Here is a 20,342-nt window from a genome sequence, read left to right on the forward strand (position 1 = left end):
ATTGCTCACAATAAAGAAGTTTATGAGAGTAAAGGTGAATTTATAAGCGGTATGGATTTTTCTAAATGGTTAAATAATGAATATATTCCTAATAATCAAGATATGAAATGGATTAAAGATGTATCTTCTAAAGCTACAAAACAAGCTATTATGAATGGAGATAAAGCCTTCAAAGATTTCTTTAAAAAAACTAAAGGTTTTCCTAAGTTCAAGAAAAAGAAAAATCAAGATGTTAAAGCGTATTTTCCAAAGAATAACAGAACTGATTGGACTATTGAAAGGCATAGGGTCAAAATACCTACTCTTGGTTGGGTAAGACTAAAAGAATTTGGATATATACCAACAAATTCAATAGTTAAAAGTGGTACAGTAAGTCAAAAATCTAATAGATACTATGTATCTATATTAGTTGAGGAAGATGATATTCAAGTATCTAAATGTACTAATGAAGGAATAGGTATTGACTTAGGAATTAAAGATTTTGCAATATGTTCAAATGGAAGTAAATTTAAAAATATAAACAAAACTTCAACTGTCAAAAAAGTTGAAAAGAAATTAAAAAGAGAACAAAGAAAACTTTCAAGAAAATATGAGAGTTTAAAAGTAAGAAATAAAAATATAAAAGAAGGAGTAGCTACTCGTCAAAATATCCAAAAACAGATAGTCAAAGTACAAAAAATTCATCAAAGATTAGCTAATATAAGTACTGATTATATTAATAAAACAGTATCCCAGGTAATAGAGCAAAAACCAAGCTATATAACCATTGAAGATTTAAATGTTACTGGAATGATGAAGAATAAGCATTTATCAAAGGCTGTATCAAGTCAAAAGTTCTTTGAATTTAGAACTAAACTAACTACTAAATGCAAACAAAATAATATAGAACTTAGAGTAGTTGATAGATGGTATCCATCATCAAAGACTTGTAGCCAATGTGGAGAGGTTAATAAAGGTTTAAAACTTAAAGATAGAGTGTACAAATGTGAATGTGGATTATCTATTGATAGAGATTTAAATGCAAGTATTAATCTTAAAAATGCTAAAAAATATAAGATAGCTTAAAAGCACTTATATATGTACGGAGGGCTAACTTCGGAATTTAAGCCTTTGGAGAACTATACCAAATCGTAGTAGCTTATGCAAGGCGAGGTTCAATGAAAAAGGAAAAATCTCGATATGGATATATTTGACCATATTTTGAGTAGCAGGTTATATATGAAGTTTCATGAATTTTGAAATAAAAACAAACCACATATTATGTTGATTCATGGAGGAGGGAATGCATGGTGGAACTATTTACGACAAGCAGAAGTTTTGTCTAACAACTATTATGTGATACTTCCTACATTGGATGGTCATGGAGAAGAATATGAGACAACATACATTTCTACAGAGGATACAGCGAATAAGTTGATATCATATATAGATGAAAATTGTAGTGGGCATCTTTTTGCTCTATGTGGAGTATCACTAGGTGGTCAAATCGTCATGGAACTTTTATCTCGAAAGCCTGATATTGCTAAAAAAGCAATTATCGATGGTAGTATCTGCTACCCAAGACCTACTATGGCAAGGTTTTGTATTGCTGGTATCCGATTTTTTGGAGGGCTTTTATTTAGTAAGAAGGCTTGTCGCTTTCAAATTGCTATGATGCCAAAATTGTTACCTGAAAACATGCAGTATCCAGATGAAATAAAAGCATATTATATGACGGATATGCCACATGTAAGAAAAGAAACATTATATAATATGTATCGTACTTACATGATGAACTATACACTTAAAGATAATGTGAAAAAAACCACAGCACAAGTAATGTACTGGTATGGAGAAAAAGAAATGAAATGTGTTAAAAAATCTGCAAAAATGTTTCAGTCTTATGTATCCTCTTGTGAGATTTATGAAGCTAAGGGTTACAATCATGGATATTTATCTCTTTATCTTCCAGATGAATGGCTGGCAATTGCTGAACCATTTTTTCAGCAGGAATAAAGGAGTGAGATGCTTATAAGGTAATTGTTGCTTCTTTTTAGAAATGCAGTAAATAAAGGAGGTATGATATGAAAAAAAGTATATTAATTTTAGCTATTTCTGGAATTATAGTATCAACTACAAGTATACCAGTGATGGCGCAAGGGAATGAAGTATCTGATTTAAAATATCATGTAAAGCAGGCAGATACTAGAACAGTAACACAAACTAAAGGTGATAATAAGAAACCAAATTATGACCCTAAGTATCCTTTAAAAGGAATGTTAGAGCAGCTTGGTCTTAATACAACAGGAAAATTTGGATGGGACATTAATTATGGTGGAAATGAAAATGGAAATGAACTTAGAGCAGATGGTAAATATTATTATATAAATAAAGGATATGCAGGATTAGGTGCATACGCTGCTGCATTTGCAGGTGAACCATACAAGAGTGTAATATTTAAAAATCTTGACCCTATAAAAAGTATAGCAGGCAAAGAGTTGCTTACTTATGAGCAGACTAAAAATGAACTTGCAGTAATTAGAAATTTCCTAAATAGTTTCGATTGGAGAAATGCATCTGATATGGAAAAAGCGAATAGAGCTGCAAAACTAGTAATAGAGTCAAAATATGTGAGTGGTATAGCACATGATACAAATGTATATGGAAATCTTGTTGAAAAACGTGGTTCATGTGGAAGTTTTGCTAGTAGCTTTCATGTGTTGACAAGGCTAATGGGAATGAATTCGATATATCAGGAAGATGGAGCCTTAAACCATGCTTGGAACTATGTGCAAATTGATGGTAAGTGGTATGAATTTGATGGTTCTGAAGTTGCATTATATAGAACTTCAGCAGAGTTTAATTCTTCTAGACTAGAAAATGCAACAAAAACTATGCCTAAGTATTATGATGCTAAGGCATTATCTGTACTAGGTTTTAACCAATAAAACAAGAAAAGGCTCCTTAGGGAGCCTTTTTTATGATTAAATATTTTTAAACTCTTCAAAAAGTTGAATAAACACTTTCAAGAATATGTTTATCATTTAATTATTTTAGAGGAAATATCTAATGAACAAAAACTTAATATGAAAGTGATGGATAGATTAAAAGGTAGCGCCTATATAAATAGTTGCTACTTTTTTATGCTTGTAAATAAATGATAGATAAGAAAGTTTACTGACAAATTACTGACCAAACTCAATTTTCTTACATTGAAAGCCTTAATTTTACTTGTTTTAAATAAATTTATAGTTTTTTGTTATAAAATACTAAATTTTGTTAACAATTATAATTAGCATTTAATTTATACTGGAGGTTTATATGATTAATGTAAGAACAGACTTAGCTTTAGAAGCTAGTGAAATGTGTGAAAAGTCTCAAGAAGGAAGTAGTATTCCTGGGGTAGAAATAGAAATTAAAGAATTAGAAAATTGTATTGTAACTAAAGTGGAAGTAATAGACGAACAAGGTGCAGAAATAATGAATAAAGATATAGGGAAATATATAACTCTGGAAAGCAATCTTATGAAGTTTGATGATGATGAATCAAGAGAAGAAATGATAAGTTATTTAAAAGATGAATTGGTAGATATATTTGGACAAGACGAAAATAAAAAAACACTAGTAATCGGTCTTGGAAATAGAAATATTACTTCTGATGCATTAGGACCAAAAAGTGTATCCAAAACACTTGTGACTAGACATCTTTTTAAAAACTATAATAAAGATTATGATGATGATTTTACTGAGGTATCAGCTTTAAGCCCAGGAGTTATGGGAGTTACTGGAATAGAAACTAGCGAAATTGTAAAGTCATTAGTTGAAAAAGTAAAACCAGATAGAGTAGTAGCAATAGACGCATTGGCTTCGAGAAAAATGGAAAGAGTAAACTCTACTATACAGATATCAACAGCAGGAATATCACCTGGTGGAGGTGTTGGCAATACAAGAAAATCTCTAACTAAAGAAACTTTAGGAGTAGATGTTATTGCAATAGGAGTACCAACAGTGGTTGATGCAGCAACTCTTACAATAGATGTTTTAGATATGGCAATAGACAATTTAATAGCTCAATCAGAAGAAACAGAAAGTTTTTATGAAATGTTGAAAAAACTTAAAGAAGAAGAAAAATATCATCTAATAAAAGATTCATTAGATCCATATGACAAGAATTTAATAGTAACACCAAAGGATATAGATGATACAATCGAAAATCTATCTATAATAATAAGCGAAGGTCTAAATAGGTCTTTACATCCAGGTAGATTGGTATAAAATAAGGAGGAACAATTATGTTTAAAAAATGCATTAAAGTAGTAACCTTGACTTTTATATTAGCATGCATTTTACCAGGAAAGTCATTGGCTTTGAATCAAGATGATTTTTTAAAATTTTTAGTGAATTCATCTTATCCGGAAGCTAAAGTTGAAGGAAATGATACAGAAGATAAAAAGAATAATAAAAATAAAGAAACAAGCAAAGAAAATAAGGAAGAAAGTAAAGAAGAAAACAATAAATCTAAAGATGCAAGTAAAGTTGATAATAAAAAAGAGAGTGAAAAAGAATATATAAAACTTTATGTTGGTAAAGAAAATGTTCCAGATATTGAGTCAAAAAATTCAGACACAACTGAAACTAACACTACATCTAGCTCAGATTATAAGGATGATTTAAGGGTAACTAAAGAAAATCCAAGAATTTTGATATATCATACTCATGGATGTGAAACTTATTCAAATTCACCTGCTGGAAACTACCATTCAAGAGATAAGAAAAACTCAGTAATGGAAGTAGGAAGTACATTAACTAGTGCTTTAGATAGCAAGGGATGGGGTGTAGTTCATACAACTAAATATCATGACTATCCATCTTATAATAACTCTTATGCAAGTAGCTTAAAAACAATAAAAAGTATATTACCTAAATATAACTCAGTGGACATAGCAATAGACTTACATAGAGATGCTAGGGATTTAACTAATCCAGCCACTAAGGAAAAAGACCATTTAAAATATACAACTATGATAAATGGAGAAAGAGTATCAAAGTTTTTCTTTGTTGTAGGAGGTAAAAATACAAATAGAGCACAAATTAGAGCTTTAGCAGAGGATATAACTGCTTTTGCTGAAAAGAAATATCCTGGCTTAGTCTCTCCAATAGTAGAAAAAGACTATGCTAGATTCAATCAGTTTGCAGTTAAGAATCATATGTTAGTTGAAATAGGAAATAACGCAACAAGTTTAGAAGAATCTAAGGCTACTACAAAGTATCTAGCTGAGATATTGGATGAATATTTTAAACAAAAAAATTAGAGCTTAGGGTATAATTAGGAGCATGTTAAATGAGCCGATTAGAAAAAACTATAGAAAGTAAAAGTAAACTAAGAAAATACAAATATATCATGAGAGTTTTATTTTTGGTTATTATGATTATAGGTACATCAGTTTGTGTATTTATAGTAGACAGTAATGCAAAAAGTATGTTAGGAATGAAACAATATGATTTTCCAAGTATTAACTTTGATATGACAAAGTTTGACCTTAATATAACGAACTTTGATATACATGAAATAATCAAAAAATTTAATAAGTAGTAATAAGTGAATAAGGTTTATTGATTAAAATAAGCCTTATTTTAGTTATATATTTTTAATATATAAAATAAAAATGCAATAACTGTATTTTATAGGATTTACTTTAAGTTTATGATATTATATAATATTTAGTGTTAGACTTGATAATCCACATATAATGTGGATAATTTTGTTTAGTGCCAATTAGTTTATATTCAAAAATTTTAAATTTGATATATAAAGAGTTTTTAGATAATGTAAAATAATAACTATAAGAATAATTAAGAGGAGGGAATTTTAAGGTGGACAATAAACAAAGTAGAACTAGAAATTTTAGTATAATTGCACATATAGACCATGGAAAGTCTACCTTAGCTGATAGATTAATACAACAAACTGGGCTTGTTAGTGAAAGAGACATGAAAAGTCAATTACTTGACAATATGGACCTTGAAAGGGAAAGAGGAATCACTATAAAGCTTCAAAACATAAGATTAATGTATAAAGCGAAGGATGGAAATGAATATTATTTAAATCTTATAGATACACCTGGACATGTAGACTTTAATTATGAGGTATCAAGAAGTTTAGCTGCATGTGAGGGAGCATTATTGGTAGTTGACGCAGCTCAAGGTGTTGAGGCACAAACTTTAGCTAATGTCTATCTTGCCATAGACCAAGATTTAGAAATATTACCAATAATAAATAAAATAGATTTACCAAGTGCAAGACCAGAGGAAGTAAAACATGAAATAGAAGATTTAATTGGGCTTGACTCAAGTGAAGCACCTCTTATTTCAGCTAAGACTGGTTTAAATATAGAAGATGTCTTAGAAGATATTGTAAAAAATGTTCCTCCACCTAAAGGAGATAATGAAGCTCCATTAAAGGCATTAATATTCGATTCTTACTATGATGCTTATAAAGGTGTTGTAGCCTATGTTAGAGTATTTGAAGGAACTGTTAAAAAGGGTATGACAATAAAAATGATGAATACCAATAAAAAATTTGAAGTAACTGAAGTTGGTGTCATGGCTCCAGGTCAAACTGAACTTAGTGAATTATCAGCAGGTGATGTTGGTTATATTGCAGCTAGCATAAAAGATATAAGAAGTTGTCGTGTTGGTGATACAATAACAGATTCAAATAATCCTACAGAAGAACCTTTACCAGGATACAAAAAAGCTACTCCAATGGTATATTGTGGTATATATCCAGGAGAAGGAGAAAAGTATGAAAATGTTAGAGATGCTCTTGAAAAGCTTCAAGTAAATGATGCTGCACTTGAATATGAAGCTGAGACTTCAGCAGCACTAGGATTTGGTTTTAGATGTGGTTTCTTAGGTCTTTTACATATGGAGATAATGCAAGAAAGACTTGAGAGAGAATTTAATCTTGATATAATTACTACAGCACCATCTGTTATATATAGAGTTACAAAAATGGATGGAGAGGTTGTAATGATACAAAATCCTGCAAACTTACCAGAACCATCTGAAATAAAGATGATAGAAGAGCCTATAGTAAAAGGAGATATAATAGTTCCTAAAGACTATGTAGGTGTTGTTATGGAACTTTGCCAGGAAAGACGTGGAAACATGTTAAATATGGAATATATAGATGAGAGAAGAGTAATGCTTCACTATGACCTTTCTCTTAATGAAGTTGTTTACGATTTCTTTGATGCCTTGAAATCAAGAACTAGAGGTTATGGTTCTCTTGATTATGAGGTTAAAGGTTATGTAGCATCTACGCTTGTAAAACTTGATATATTAATTAATAAAGAGCAAGTTGATGCACTTAGCTTTATTGTTCATGAAACTCGTGCTTTCCCTAGAGGAAAGGCAATGTGTGAAAAACTAAAAGGGGAAATTCCAAGACATCAATTTGCTATACCTATACAAGCTGCTGTTGGAAATAAGGTCATTGCAAGAGAAACAATAAGTGCCCTAAGAAAAGATGTACTTGCTAAATGTTATGGTGGAGACATATCTCGTAAGAAGAAACTTCTTGAAAAACAAAAAGAAGGTAAGAAGCGTATGAGACAAATTGGTTCTGTTGAAGTTCCACAAAAAGCATTTATGTCTGTACTTAAATTAGATGAATAAATTCTTATAAATTTAGATAAAGATATTTAAAAGCTAGAGTGATTTTAGAATTGTTTCTAAATTAATCTAGCTTTTTTGTGGTATATTTTAAGTAAACTCATAGAAAATATAAGTAAGAATATATTAAAGAAGAATAAAAAGGTGATATTTATGATTAATATAGAAATTCCTAAAAAAGTAGACTATATAATTAAAGAATTAGAAAAGAATGGTTATGAAGCCTATATAGTTGGAGGATGTGTCAGAGATTGTTTATTAGATAGAATTCCAAACGATTGGGATATAACAACTAGTGCTAGACCTGAAATGGTAGTAGAGTTATTTGAAAAGACAATTCCAACTGGTATACAACATGGAACTGTAACTGTTATGATTGAACATGAACCATTTGAAGTAACAACTTATAGAATAGATGGCAACTACAGTGATGGTAGACATCCAGATTCAATAGAATTTACAAATAACATAGTTAAGGACTTATCAAGAAGAGATTTTACTATTAATTCAATTGCATACAATTCAAAGACAGGATTGGTCGACCCATTTAATGGTTATGAGGATATACAAAATAAATATATACGCTGTGTTGGAAATCCAGTAGATAGATTTGAAGAAGATGCACTTAGAATGCTTAGAGCAGTTAGATTTTCTGCACAACTCAATTTTAAAATAGCTGAAGGTACTAAGCAAAGTATCCACAAAAAGGCAACTTTGATAAAAAATGTTTCTATGGAAAGAATCCAGACTGAATTTAATAAAATGCTAGTGTCTGATTCATCTAAATTAAATTTATTAAATTCAACAGGTTTGTTGAAATTTATAGTGCCTGAAATCTGTGAATTAGAAGGTGTTACCCAAAATAATCCATATCATATTTATGATGTACAAAAACATACTTTAATAGCTACAGAAGTAATTGAAAACGAATTATATTTAAAACTTGCAATGTTATTTCATGATTTAGGCAAAAAAGTAACTAAAACAACTGACAAAAATGGGATTGACCACTTTTATACTCACAGTAGAGAGTCTGTAAAGATTGCAAAGAAGATTTTGAAGAGACTTAAATATGATAATTATACTATTAATAAAGTTTTGATATTGATACAATATCATGATTATAGAATAGAACCTAAAAGGAAGATAATTAAAAAGTTATTAAATAAACTTGAAGATATCGAACTATTTGAAGATTTAATAAAAGTTAATTGGGCTGATACACTTGCTAAAAATCCAAAATATGCGAAACAAAAGATATTGAATCTTATTGAGTGTGAAAAAGAATTTAAACATATAATAAATCAAAAAGAGTGTTTTAATATTAAAGATTTAGCTATTAACGGAAAAGATTTAATATCTATAGGTGTAAAACCAGGTAAAGACATGGGACATATCTTGAATAAGATACTTGAAATTGTTATAAATAATCCAGAGCTAAATGAAAAAGAAATACTGAAAGAAAAAGCATTAAATATATATACATTTTAGACTCAAATATAAAAATTTTATTCTGATTAATTTGAAGATTAGAAAATACAATGCCCATTTAGATAATGTAAATAATTTTTAGAGAATATTTTAGAAACTAGGATTATGTAATTTTTAAATGTATAGAAAATTAATCTAGAATTAGTAGATTAATATAAAAAAAAACTTTGGGAATACTAAAACCATAAATTTATAAAATTAATATTTTATATACTGTAAAACAGTGAGGAGGAACAGGATGCGTACTCAACTACAAAAGACTATTGGTCTTTCAGCAGCTCTTTCTACTGTTGTAGGTATGGTTATAGGTTCGGGAGTTTTTTTTAAGCCACAAGCAATATACACTACAACTAATGGAGCTCCAGGTCTAGGTATTATAGCATGGTTTTTAGGTGGTTTTATAACAATAACTGCTGGGCTTACGGCCACAGAAATCTCAGCTGCTATACCAAAAACTGGTGGTATGATGATTTATATCGAAGAAATATATGGAGAAAAGTTAGGTTTTTTAACTGGATGGATGCAAACTGTATTATTTTTTCCAGGCACATCAGCAGCGTTAGGAGTAATATTTGCTCAACAAGCATCTGAACTTTTAGGTATGAGTCCAAGTAATTTGGCTAATGTACTTCCTATAGCAATTGGTGTTATACTATTTCTGGCATTACTCAACATAATTGGTTCATCATTAGGTGGAAAAGTTCAGACAGTAGCTACTATTGGAAAGATGATACCTTTAATTTTAATAATAATCTTTGGGTTTATTAAAGGTCAAAGTAGTGAAGTATTAAATCCATTTGTAGGAGAGGGTGTTAATGTATCAAATGCACTTGGACAAGTACTAATAGCTACTTTGTTTGCATATGATGGTTGGATAAATGTTGGAGCTATATCAGGAGAAATGAAATCTCCAGAGAAAGACTTGCCAAGAGCAATAGTTGGTGGTTTATCGTTAGTTATGGCAGTTTATATTATAATAAATATAGCATATCTTTGGGTCGTACCAGCAAGTGAACTAGCAACAGTTACTTCACCAGCTACATTGGTTGCAACAAGATTATTTGGAAATTTAGGTGGAAAAGTAATAACTGTGGGTATATTAATATCAGTATTTGGTACATTAAATGGATATTTATTGACAGGTTCAAGAATACCATATACATTAGCTGAAATGGGAACTTTGCCAGCGTCTAAGACTCTTTTAAAAGTAAACTCTGGAGGTTCTCCTGTAAATTCAATATTACTAATAACTGTATTAGCCTGTGTATATGCATTATCTGGACAATTTAATCTTTTAACAGATTTAACTATATTTTCAATATGGGTATTTTATGTATTGACTTTTATAGGAGTTATGAGACTTAGAAGAGAAAAACCAGATTTATACAGACCGTATAAAGTTCCTTTATACCCAGTAATACCAATTATAGCTATATTAGGTGGACTGTTCGTAATAATAAATCAAATATTGACTTCAACAATAATATCTTTAGGTGGAATATTTATAACACTATTAGGTTTACCAGTTTATTATTATATGAAAAAAAGATAACTACCTAATTTAAGTTAGATGAATTTGGATAAAAGTAAAAATTAACTTTTATCCAAATTTTTTATAATATTACATAATATGAGTGTTATATATGTTACTTGATATGCTATCTTGTTTGATTTATAATTTAGTAATTGATGATTTAAGACAATTTAAGAAATGAGGAATAAAAAATGCTAGGACTTTATATACATATTCCATTTTGTGTGAAAAAATGTAAGTATTGTGACTTTAATTCTTATAAAATGGATATAGATTCAAAAAAAAGATATATAGAAGATTTAAAAATAGAAATGGAATTATACAGTAATAAATTATATAAAGATAATGAATATAAAAATAAAGAATGTTATAGTCTAAATAAAAATGACAAAATAACTAGTATATTTGTAGGTGGAGGTACACCTAGTATATTAACATCTAATGAAATAAGAGAAGTATTTACAAGTATAAAAGAAATGTTTAACATAGATGAGAATGCAGAAATAACTATAGAGTGTAATCCTGGTACATTGACATTAGAAAAATTAAGAACTATGAAAGATATTGGTGTAAATAGGCTTAGTATAGGATTACAAGCTGTTCAAGAAAAGCATTTAAATTTTATAGGAAGAATACATACTTATGAAGAATTTGAGAAAAACTATAAAGATGCGTTAAGTGTAGGTTTTAAAAACATTAATATAGATTTAATGTACAGTCTTCCAAATCAAACTTTGTGTGATTGGAAGGAAACTCTTCAAAAAGTTGTAGACTTAAATCCAACACATATATCGGCTTATTCTCTTATATTAGAAGAAGGTACTGAACTATACAATATGTATGAGAGTAATAAATTTGAACTTATAGATGAAAATGTAGATATAGAAATGTATGAGTATACGATAAACTATCTAAAGTCAAAAGGATATAATCAATATGAAATATCAAACTACTCAAAAGAAGGCTATAATTGTGAGCATAATATTTTATATTGGGAATGTGAACATTATATAGGGTTTGGAGCAGGAGCTTCTGGCTATATCAATAAGAACAGATATAATAATTTAGAATCTTTAGAGGATTATCATTTAATGTTATCAAAAAGAAAAAAACCAATACAAGAAAGTGAAATTCTTTCTGAAAAAGATATGATAGAAGAAAAGATATTTATGGGGCTTCGAATGAATAAAGGTATAAAATTTGAAGATTTCAAAAAAAAATTTGGAATAGATTTTAGAGAAAAGTATAGTAAGCAAATAGAAATGCTATCAACTAGAAAGCTTGTAAATCAGAGCTTTGAAGGTATACAATTAACTCAAAAAGGAAGAGAAATATCTAATAGTATATTTATAGAATTTATGGAATAATTTTTAAGGTGTTGACAAAATAAATTTATAATGGTATATAATATATATAATCTTTTTAGCACTCGAACTTGGTGAGTGCTAACAGCTGGGAGGTATAATAATATGGAATTAAATGAAAGAAAATTAAATATCCTCAAAGCTATAGTTAAAGATTATATAGAAACAGCTGAAGCTATAGGTTCTAGAACAATATCTAAAAGACATGATTTAGGTGTTAGTGCTGCTACCATAAGAAATGAAATGGCTGACCTTGAAGAATTAGGATACTTAATTCAGCCTCATACTTCTGCGGGTAGAGTTCCATCTGAAAAAGGCTATAAGCTATATGTAAACTCTCTTATGAGTAAAAGTGAATTGGATGATAATGATAAGATTCTTATTGAACAATGTATGAATCACAATATAAATCATATAAAAGAATTGATTCATGAAACTTCTAAGCTATTATCTCAACTAACAAACTATACAACTGTAGCAGTCACTAAGAGTTTAATAAATCAAAGTGTTATAAAGCACATACAGTTGGTTGCCATGAATGACAATAATATTTTACTTATAGTTGTAACAGATAAAGGGGACTTAAAAAAAGCTAACCTTACAACTAATGTATATTTAGATCAATCTAAGTTAAATTTGATTTCTGATAATCTTACAAGGAAGCTCTTAGGTAAAAGTATAACAGATTTGGATGATAATCTAATTGCTTTTATTAAATACGAAATAAGTGAGTATTCTGGGCTTATAGATGAGCTTTTAAATGCTTTGAACTCAAATATGAAAGAAGAAGATTTTTCTCTATCATTAAATGGGGCTACTAATATATTTAGTTATCCAGAATTTAATGATGTATTAAAAGCAAAGTCATTTTTAAATATGTTGGAAAAAAAGGAAACGATAGCAGATATAATTAAATCAAAGGGAATACAAAAAGACAATCTAAATATAATAATTGGTAGTGATAATGATTGTGAACTGGCACAGGATTGTAGTATAGTTACAGCAACTTATAATATAGATAGAGACTTGGTTGGGCGAATAAGCTTTATAGGCCCTACAAGAATGGATTATGCTAGAATTTACTCTATAATAAATTATATGAGTTTATTAATTAATAGAAAGTAAAGAAATTTTAAATTGCGAGGTGTAAAGTCTTGGATAAAAAAAATGAACAACAGGAAGTAAGAGAAGAAAATGATACTTCTATTAACCAAGAATCTGAAACTCAAGTAGAGTTAGAAGAGGAAGTTGTTAATGAAGAATGTGAAACGTCAGGTGAAAAAACTGATGAAAAAGAAGTTGATGATGAAAATGTAACAGATATAAATTCTAAGTTAGCAGAAAAGAAATTGCAGGATGAGTTAGATGAATTAAATGATAAATATCAAAGACTTCAAGCCGAATATGCAAACTACAGAAGAAGAACTCAACAAGAGAAAGAAACAATAGGTGTATTTGCAAATGAAAAGATAATAACTGAGTTGATACCAGTTATAGATAGTATGGAAAGAGCCTTAGATGCATGTGAAAATAAGGAAGATACTATGTATAAGGGTATAAGCCTTGTACATAAACAATTAATAGACACTCTAGTAAAATTTGGAGTAGAAGAAATAGAAGCAGAATCTAAGGAATTTGACCCTAATTTACATCTAGCAGTTATGCAAGAAAGTGTAGATGGAGTTGAAGCAAATCAAATAGTAATGGTGCTTCAAAAAGGATATAAGCTAGGAACTAAAGTTGTAAGACCTTCAATGGTTAAAGTTTCTTGCTAAGTATAAATTAAAGGTTAAATTATTTAACTTAATATAAAATATTAAAATAAGTAAAACTTAATTATATAATTACTCGAGGAGGATTTTAGTCATGGGAAAAATAATAGGAATAGATTTAGGAACAACAAATTCATGTGTTGCAGTATTAGAAGGTGGAGAAGCACAAATAATAGCAAATAGTGAAGGTATGAGAACTACTCCATCAGTAGTAGCATTTACAAAAGATGGTGAAAGAATAGTTGGAGAACCTGCAAAAAGACAAGCAGTTACAAATGCAGACAAAACAATAACTTCTATAAAAACTCATATGGGAACTGATTATAAAGTAAATATAGATGGGAAATCATATACTCCACAAGAAATATCAGCAATAATATTACAAAAATTAAAATCAGATGCAGAAAGTTACTTAGGACAAACAGTAACAGAAGCAGTTATAACAGTTCCAGCTTATTTTACAGATGCTCAAAGACAAGCTACTAAAGATGCTGGTAGAATAGCAGGACTTGATGTTAAGAGAATAATAAATGAGCCAACAGCAGCTGCTCTTGCTTATGGTATGGATAAATTAGACCAAGAAAAGAAAATATTAGTATTTGACTTAGGTGGAGGAACTTTTGACGTATCTATACTTGAAATAGGAGATGGAACTTTTGAAGTTTTAGCTACAGCAGGTAACAATAGATTAGGTGGAGATGACTTTGACCAAATAGTAATAGATTATTTAGCAGAGGAATTTAAAAAAGCTGAAGGTGTAGATTTAAGAAATGATAAAATGGCTCTTCAAAGATTAAAAGAAGCAGCAGAAAAGGCTAAGAAAGAATTATCATCAACAATGAGTTCAAATATAAACTTACCTTTCATAACTGCTACAGCAGAAGGACCAAAACACTTAAATATAGATTTATCAAGAGCTAAATTTGAAGAATTAACTAGAGGTTTAGTTGAAAAAACTATGGAGCCAACTAAGACAGCTTTACAAGATGCAGGACTTTCTACAGGTGATATAGATGATGTATTATTAGTAGGTGGTTCTACAAGAATACCAGCAGTACAAGAAGCTGTTAAGAAATTTATAGGAAAAGAACCTCACAAAGGTATAAACCCAGATGAGTGTGTTGCAGCAGGTGCTTCTATACAAGCTGGAGTTTTAGCAGGAGATGTTAAAGACTTATTATTACTAGATGTTACTCCATTATCTCTTGGTATAGAAACTATGGGTAATGTAATGACTAAGATAATAGAAAGAAATACTACAATACCAACTAAGAAATCTCAAGTATTCTCAACTGCTGCAGATAATCAAACAGCTGTTGATATACACGTTCTTCAAGGTGAAAGAAGTATGGCTTATGACAATACAACTTTAGGAAGATTCCAATTAACAGATATACCACCAGCACAAAGAGGAATACCTCAAATAGAAGTTACGTTTGATATAGACGCAAATGGTATAGTTAATGTTTCAGCTAAAGATTTAGGTACAGGAAAAGAACAAAAAATAACTATAACATCAAACACTAATCTATCAGAAGCAGAAATAGAGCAAAAGATAAAAGAAGCAGAAATGAATGCAGAAGCTGATAAACAAAAGAAAGAAAAAATAGAAGCATTCAATCAAGCTGAATCTACTATATATCAAACTGAAAAAACTTTAAATGAACTTGGAGATAAAATAAGTTCAAGTGATAAAGAGGATATAGAAAAAGCTATAGCAGACTTAAAAACTGTAAAAGATAATCAAGATGCTACAGCAGAAGAACTTAAGAAAGCTACAGATGAAGTAATGACTAAGTTCCAAAAAGTATCTCAAGAAATGTACCAAAAAGCAGCTCAAGAGCAACAAGCAACACAAGGTGCAGAACAAGCTCAAGACAATGGTCCTAAAGATGACAATGTAGTAGATGCTGACTTTAAAGAAGTAGATGAAGATAAATAAGCTATATAATATGTAACACTAAATGATAATTGGAGCATATATGATTTGTGAAAATCATATATATGTTAAAGATATATGGACAATACACATCATAAAGAATATAATATATCATAGATTATATAACTTAAAGTAGAATATAAGAATTAATGATAGCTTGTAGTTTATTATTCTACAAGCTATCGTTTTGTAAAATGAAGGTGGTGTCAATTTTTGAGTACAAAAAGGGATTATTATGAAGTCTTAGGTATCAGTAAAGGTGCAGAAGCTCAAGAGATAAAAAAAGCTTACAGAAAATTAGCAATGAAGTACCATCCAGATAGAAATCCTGGAGATGAAGAAGCAGAAGAAAAGTTTAAAGAGATAAATGAAGCTTATGAAGTTCTATCTGATGATACTAAGAGAAAAACTTATGACCAGTTTGGACATGATGGGCTGAATGGTCAAGGAGGTTTTGGTGGTCAAGGAGGATTTGGCGGTCAAGGCTTTGGTGGTTTTGAAGATATGTTCGGAGATATATTTGGTGACATGTTTGGAGGAAGCTTCGGAGGTGGAAGAGCAAGAAGAAGAGGCCCTCAACGTGGTGCAGATATAAGACAAAGTGTTACTATATCTTTTGAAGAAGCTGCATTTGGTAAAAAGATGTCTATAAAAGTAAATAGAAGCGAAGAGTGTGAAGAATGTAATGGAACTGGGGCAAAACCAGGGACATCAAAGAAAACTTGTTCAACTTGTAATGGAACTGGTCAAGTTAGAACTGTTCAAAGAACTCCATTTGGTAATATAGCAAGTTCAAGACCATGTAGTGATTGTAATGGAACTGGAGAAGTGATTGAATCTCCATGTAGTAAATGTCATGGAACTGGAAATACAAGAAAAGTTAAGACTATAGAAGTGGATATACCTGCTGGTATAGATGATGGTCAAATGATAAAACTTTCTGCTCAAGGTGAAGTGGGTGAAAAAGGTGCTCCAAGAGGAGATTTATATATTGTAGTTAATGTTAAGTCACATCCACTGTTTACTAGAGATGGAAATGATATTTACTTTGAAATGCCAATTACATTTGTTCAAGCAACTTTAGGTGATGAAATAGAAGTACCTACTTTGGATGGAAAAGTTAAATATAGTGTGCCAGAAGGAACACAAACTGGAACTGTATTTAGACTTAAAGAAAAAGGAATTCCTAGAATCAGAGGAAACTCAAGAGGAGACCAATATGTTAAGGTTGTAGTTGAAATTCCTAAAAAATTAAACGATAAGCAAAAAGAACTATTGAGAGAATTTGCGAAAGAGTGTGGGTCGAACGTCCACGAAAAGAAGAAAACCTTCGGACAAAAGATAGAAGATATGTTTAAGAAAAAGTAGTTAAAGTAGCCAATATATAATCATATTTTTGAAATCTTAGTTATTTATAAGATTGTCAAAGGAGATATTATGATTTTTATATTGGCTATTTTTGTATAAAAAATAAATGTGCATAAAATAAAACTGAATATAAATAATTTTCTGAAAAATACTTATCCTAAAATATATAATATGCTATAATATAATCAAATAAAAGAAAGGGGTGATTCCAGTGGGAACGGATGTGGCACTGCCAAATGACGAAGAAAACTTTATTGTAATATACAAAATAAAATTAGATGCTTTTAGTGCTAGATTAAGTACTGGAAAAACTCATGAGCTGGGATAATTATTGTAATTACCTAGACTCAAATTTTTAGTAGTAAAATAGTAATATTATATAGACAAGGCATCTAATTTTTAAATCTTTTGTATGAATTAAAATTTTTACAAAGGGTATATTTGATTAGAGTTTAGTTAGGATAACCTAATTTAAATTACTTTTAGTATGTACATGTGTAAAGAAATATGTATGTAGTATTAGTTGTTGTTCTGGATGTGTATGTAAAGAAATATGTGTCTGGTTAGGTAGATGTAAAGAAATATGCATATAATGTATATAATTTTTAGTATAAATTACTAAAGTATAAGTTTGTTTTGAACACTTGCCAAATTAAAATAATTAATAAAATAAACATCTTCTCATAGTAAGAATATACTGTGAGAAGATGTTTTTGCTTTGTATATAAACTTTTATGAAAAATTTGCATAGTGTCACATTTTAATATACTATATATATAATAAAATATAGGTAAAAATTAAATTATTCAAAAGAGAAAGGTGAAATGTGATGTATTATATAGGTGTAGACATAGGTGGAACAGGTATACAAGCAGGAGTAGTTGATAATTATGGGAAGATACTTTTTAGGTCAGAATGTAAAACAGTAATTGAAAAAGGTTTTGAAGGAATACTTAATGACATAAAAATAATGATTTATAAGTTGCTTGAAGATAACAAACTTACTATGAGTGACATAAAATCTATTGGATTTGGTGTTCCGGGATTTATAAACAAAGAGGGGTTAGTAACTTGTGTAAATTTAAAGTGGAATAGAAAAGCTTTTGATAAGGAACTAAAAAGAATATTTCCAGATGTTGAAATTCATGGAGAAAATGATGCAACAGTAGCAGCACTTGGAGAAGCAAAGTTTGGAAGTATGAAGGGCGCTAATGTTGGTGTTTTATATACTTTAGGAACTGGTGTAGGTGGAGGAATAATAATTAATCAAAAAGTATTTTCTGGAGCACATGGATTGGGTTCAGAAATAGGTCATCAGATTATAGGAGAAAACTATTTTAATTGTAATTGTGGAAATAATGGTTGTGTAGAAACTTTTTGCTCAGCAACTGCAATTATAAAGTATTCTCAAAAGCTTATACAAGAAGGGAAAAAGAGTAGGATTTTAGATTTAGCAGAAGGTGATTTAGAAAATATAAATGCAAAGATGGTGTTTGATGCATATAGAGAAAATGATTTAGTGGCAATTAAAGTAATAAATAGATTTAAAGAGTATTTAGCTAAAACTTTTGCAAACACGATAAATTCTTTAGACCCAGAAATTATATCTATAGGTGGAGGAATTTCTAAATCTAGTGATATAATACTTGATGGAATAGAAGATTTAGTAAGAAAATTCGTATTGTATAAAAAAGAAGAGATAGCTAAAATTACATGTGCAACTTTGGGTTCAGACGCAGGTATTATAGGAGCAGCTTTTTTATAAGGTAAATGAACTGCTTATTGGAGGCGTGATATATGGGTAAAACAAATGCTAGAAGAACGCTTTTTTTGATAGCTATAGGTTCAGGAACTATGCTAAATCCTCTTAATTCTTCTATGATTTCACTTGCTTTACATAGTATCCAAAATGATTTTCATATTAGTTTTACAACTGTATCTTGGATTGTTTCAGCATTTTATTTAGCTAGTGCTATTGCACAACCAGTTTCAGGTAAGATAGGAGATTTAATAGGTAGAAAAGTCTTATTTTTGAGTGGTTTAATACTTGTAATTTTATCAGCATCTATAGTACCATTTGTTCAATCGTTCTTTATATTGATTTTTATAAGAGTAATTCAGGCAATTGGAACAAGTACATTATATCCATCTGGAGTTGCTCTTATACAAAATAATATAAAAGAAAGACAGTCTTCTGCATTAGCGGTTCTAACCATTTTTGCTTCAACTACAGCAGGATTAGGTCCAACACTTGGAGGATTATTGTTGGATTTAGGAGGATGGCATGCTATATTTCTTGTAAATATACCTATTGTTTTGGTTTCTATATGCTTAGGGTATTTTTTATTCCCAAAGGAATCAAAAGATAAGAAATCTATAAAAGAGACTTTAAAAAATGTTTTGTCAAGATTAGATGTCATTGGTATACTTCTATTTTCAATTGCAATGATTTTTATATTGTTATTTTTGCTATCTATGAAGGAGTCTTTTAATTTAGAACAACTTGTACTAGGTGTAATATTGATGAGTCTTTTTATTTGGCATGAGTTGAGAATAAAATTACCATTTATAGATATTAAGCTTTTTATAAGTAATCCTAAATTGTCAAAAGTTTACTTACAGTTTATTATATTAAATTTCTTTAATTATATTTTGTTTTTTGGTCTTCCTAGTTATTTTCAAGATGCATTACACTATAGTGCAAAATCAACTGGGTTATTTATGCTATTTATGTCTGGTATAGGTATATTTATATCTCCATTAACTGGGAAATGGATAGACAAATCTGGAACTAGATTGCCCCTTATGATGTCATCAATTTTTATGCTTATTAGTGCAGTACTTCTTTCAGTAATTTTTGTTTATATACCAGTAATAGGAAAGGGCATTATTTTATCATTAGCAGGCATTAGTTATGGAGTTGGTAATGTAGCATTACAATCCTCAATGTTTAAAGAAAGTCCTCCTGATAGTATAGGAACAGCTTCTGGTCTGTTTCAAACTAGTCGTTATTTAGGTTCTATTTTAGCAACTGTTTTACTTGGAATGGTATTTGAGGCAAGCATAACGTCAGAACAATTTCAGATATTAGGATATGTAATGGTGATCTTAGGTGCAATAAGTTTTTTATTGAATTTTATATTAAAGAAAGAATTAAGAAATGTAAAATAGTGGATTTATGGGTTTAATAGGTCTGATAGTTAATAGATTTGAAAGTA

15 protein-coding genes and 1 pseudogene are annotated in these 20,342 nt (G+C 29.5%); all 16 read left to right on the forward strand.

Annotation, left to right across the window (positions count from 1 at the left end; genetic code table 11):
• A partial coding sequence (locus KGF39_RS03545) for a transposase (RefSeq protein WP_227821215.1) occupies positions 1-1,065 on the forward strand: 1,065 nt, incomplete at its 5' end.
• 189 nt (positions 1,066-1,254) lie between these two features.
• Positions 1,255-1,995 (forward strand): annotated as a pseudogene (locus KGF39_RS03550) (alpha/beta fold hydrolase); the annotation flags it as partial.
• A gap of 68 nt (positions 1,996-2,063) precedes the next feature.
• Positions 2,064-2,927: a transglutaminase domain-containing protein gene (locus KGF39_RS03555; RefSeq protein WP_227821217.1), complete on the forward strand. Its 864-nt coding sequence runs from the start codon at positions 2,064-2,066 to the stop codon at positions 2,925-2,927.
• A 373-nt stretch (positions 2,928-3,300) separates the two neighbouring features.
• Positions 3,301-4,254 carry a GPR endopeptidase gene (gene gpr, locus KGF39_RS03560; RefSeq protein WP_227821218.1) on the forward strand — a complete coding sequence of 318 codons (954 nt, stop codon included), beginning with the start codon at positions 3,301-3,303 and terminating at the stop codon, positions 4,252-4,254.
• A gap of 17 nt (positions 4,255-4,271) precedes the next feature.
• Positions 4,272-5,291: a stage II sporulation protein P gene (gene spoIIP / locus KGF39_RS03565; RefSeq protein ID WP_227821219.1), complete on the forward strand. Its 1,020-nt coding sequence runs from the start codon at positions 4,272-4,274 to the stop codon at positions 5,289-5,291.
• Between the two features lie 29 nt (positions 5,292-5,320).
• On the forward strand, positions 5,321-5,572 hold the full coding sequence (locus KGF39_RS03570) for a hypothetical protein (RefSeq protein WP_227821220.1): 252 nt from the start codon (positions 5,321-5,323) through the stop codon (positions 5,570-5,572).
• A gap of 281 nt (positions 5,573-5,853) precedes the next feature.
• On the forward strand, positions 5,854-7,659 hold the full coding sequence (gene lepA, locus KGF39_RS03575; protein ID WP_227821221.1) for a translation elongation factor 4: 1,806 nt from the start codon (positions 5,854-5,856) through the stop codon (positions 7,657-7,659).
• Between the two features lie 150 nt (positions 7,660-7,809).
• Positions 7,810-9,147, forward strand: coding sequence for a CCA tRNA nucleotidyltransferase (locus KGF39_RS03580; RefSeq protein WP_227821222.1), 1,338 nt, complete (start codon positions 7,810-7,812; stop codon positions 9,145-9,147).
• A 238-nt stretch (positions 9,148-9,385) separates the two neighbouring features.
• The gene (locus KGF39_RS03585; RefSeq protein ID WP_227821223.1) at positions 9,386-10,699 is read left to right on the forward strand and encodes an amino acid permease; all 1,314 of its coding nucleotides are present in this window, start codon (positions 9,386-9,388) and stop codon (positions 10,697-10,699) included.
• A 173-nt stretch (positions 10,700-10,872) separates the two neighbouring features.
• A complete protein-coding gene (gene hemW, locus KGF39_RS03590; RefSeq protein ID WP_227821224.1) occupies positions 10,873-12,048 on the forward strand; it encodes a radical SAM family heme chaperone HemW in 1,176 nt (391 codons plus the stop codon).
• Positions 12,049-12,150: 102 nt separating this feature from the next.
• Positions 12,151-13,170, forward strand: coding sequence for a heat-inducible transcriptional repressor HrcA (hrcA, locus tag KGF39_RS03595; RefSeq protein WP_227821225.1), 1,020 nt, complete (start codon positions 12,151-12,153; stop codon positions 13,168-13,170).
• 29 nt (positions 13,171-13,199) lie between these two features.
• Entirely contained in the window at positions 13,200-13,820 is a 621-nt protein-coding gene (grpE, locus tag KGF39_RS03600; RefSeq protein WP_227821226.1) for a nucleotide exchange factor GrpE, read from the forward strand.
• 91 nt (positions 13,821-13,911) lie between these two features.
• On the forward strand, positions 13,912-15,759 hold the full coding sequence (gene dnaK / locus KGF39_RS03605; RefSeq protein ID WP_107595608.1) for a molecular chaperone DnaK: 1,848 nt from the start codon (positions 13,912-13,914) through the stop codon (positions 15,757-15,759).
• A gap of 210 nt (positions 15,760-15,969) precedes the next feature.
• On the forward strand, positions 15,970-17,124 hold the full coding sequence (gene dnaJ, locus KGF39_RS03610) for a molecular chaperone DnaJ (protein ID WP_227821227.1): 1,155 nt from the start codon (positions 15,970-15,972) through the stop codon (positions 17,122-17,124).
• Positions 17,125-17,953: 829 nt separating this feature from the next.
• Entirely contained in the window at positions 17,954-18,889 is a 936-nt protein-coding gene (locus tag KGF39_RS03615) for an ROK family protein (RefSeq protein WP_227821228.1), read from the forward strand.
• A 32-nt stretch (positions 18,890-18,921) separates the two neighbouring features.
• On the forward strand, positions 18,922-20,295 hold the full coding sequence (locus tag KGF39_RS03620; protein WP_227821229.1) for an MFS transporter: 1,374 nt from the start codon (positions 18,922-18,924) through the stop codon (positions 20,293-20,295).
• Positions 20,296-20,342: the final 47 nt, after the last annotated feature.

Source organism: Clostridioides sp. ZZV14-6345 (assembly GCF_020657775.1).
GTDB lineage: Bacteria > Bacillota > Clostridia > Peptostreptococcales > Peptostreptococcaceae > Clostridioides > Clostridioides difficile_D.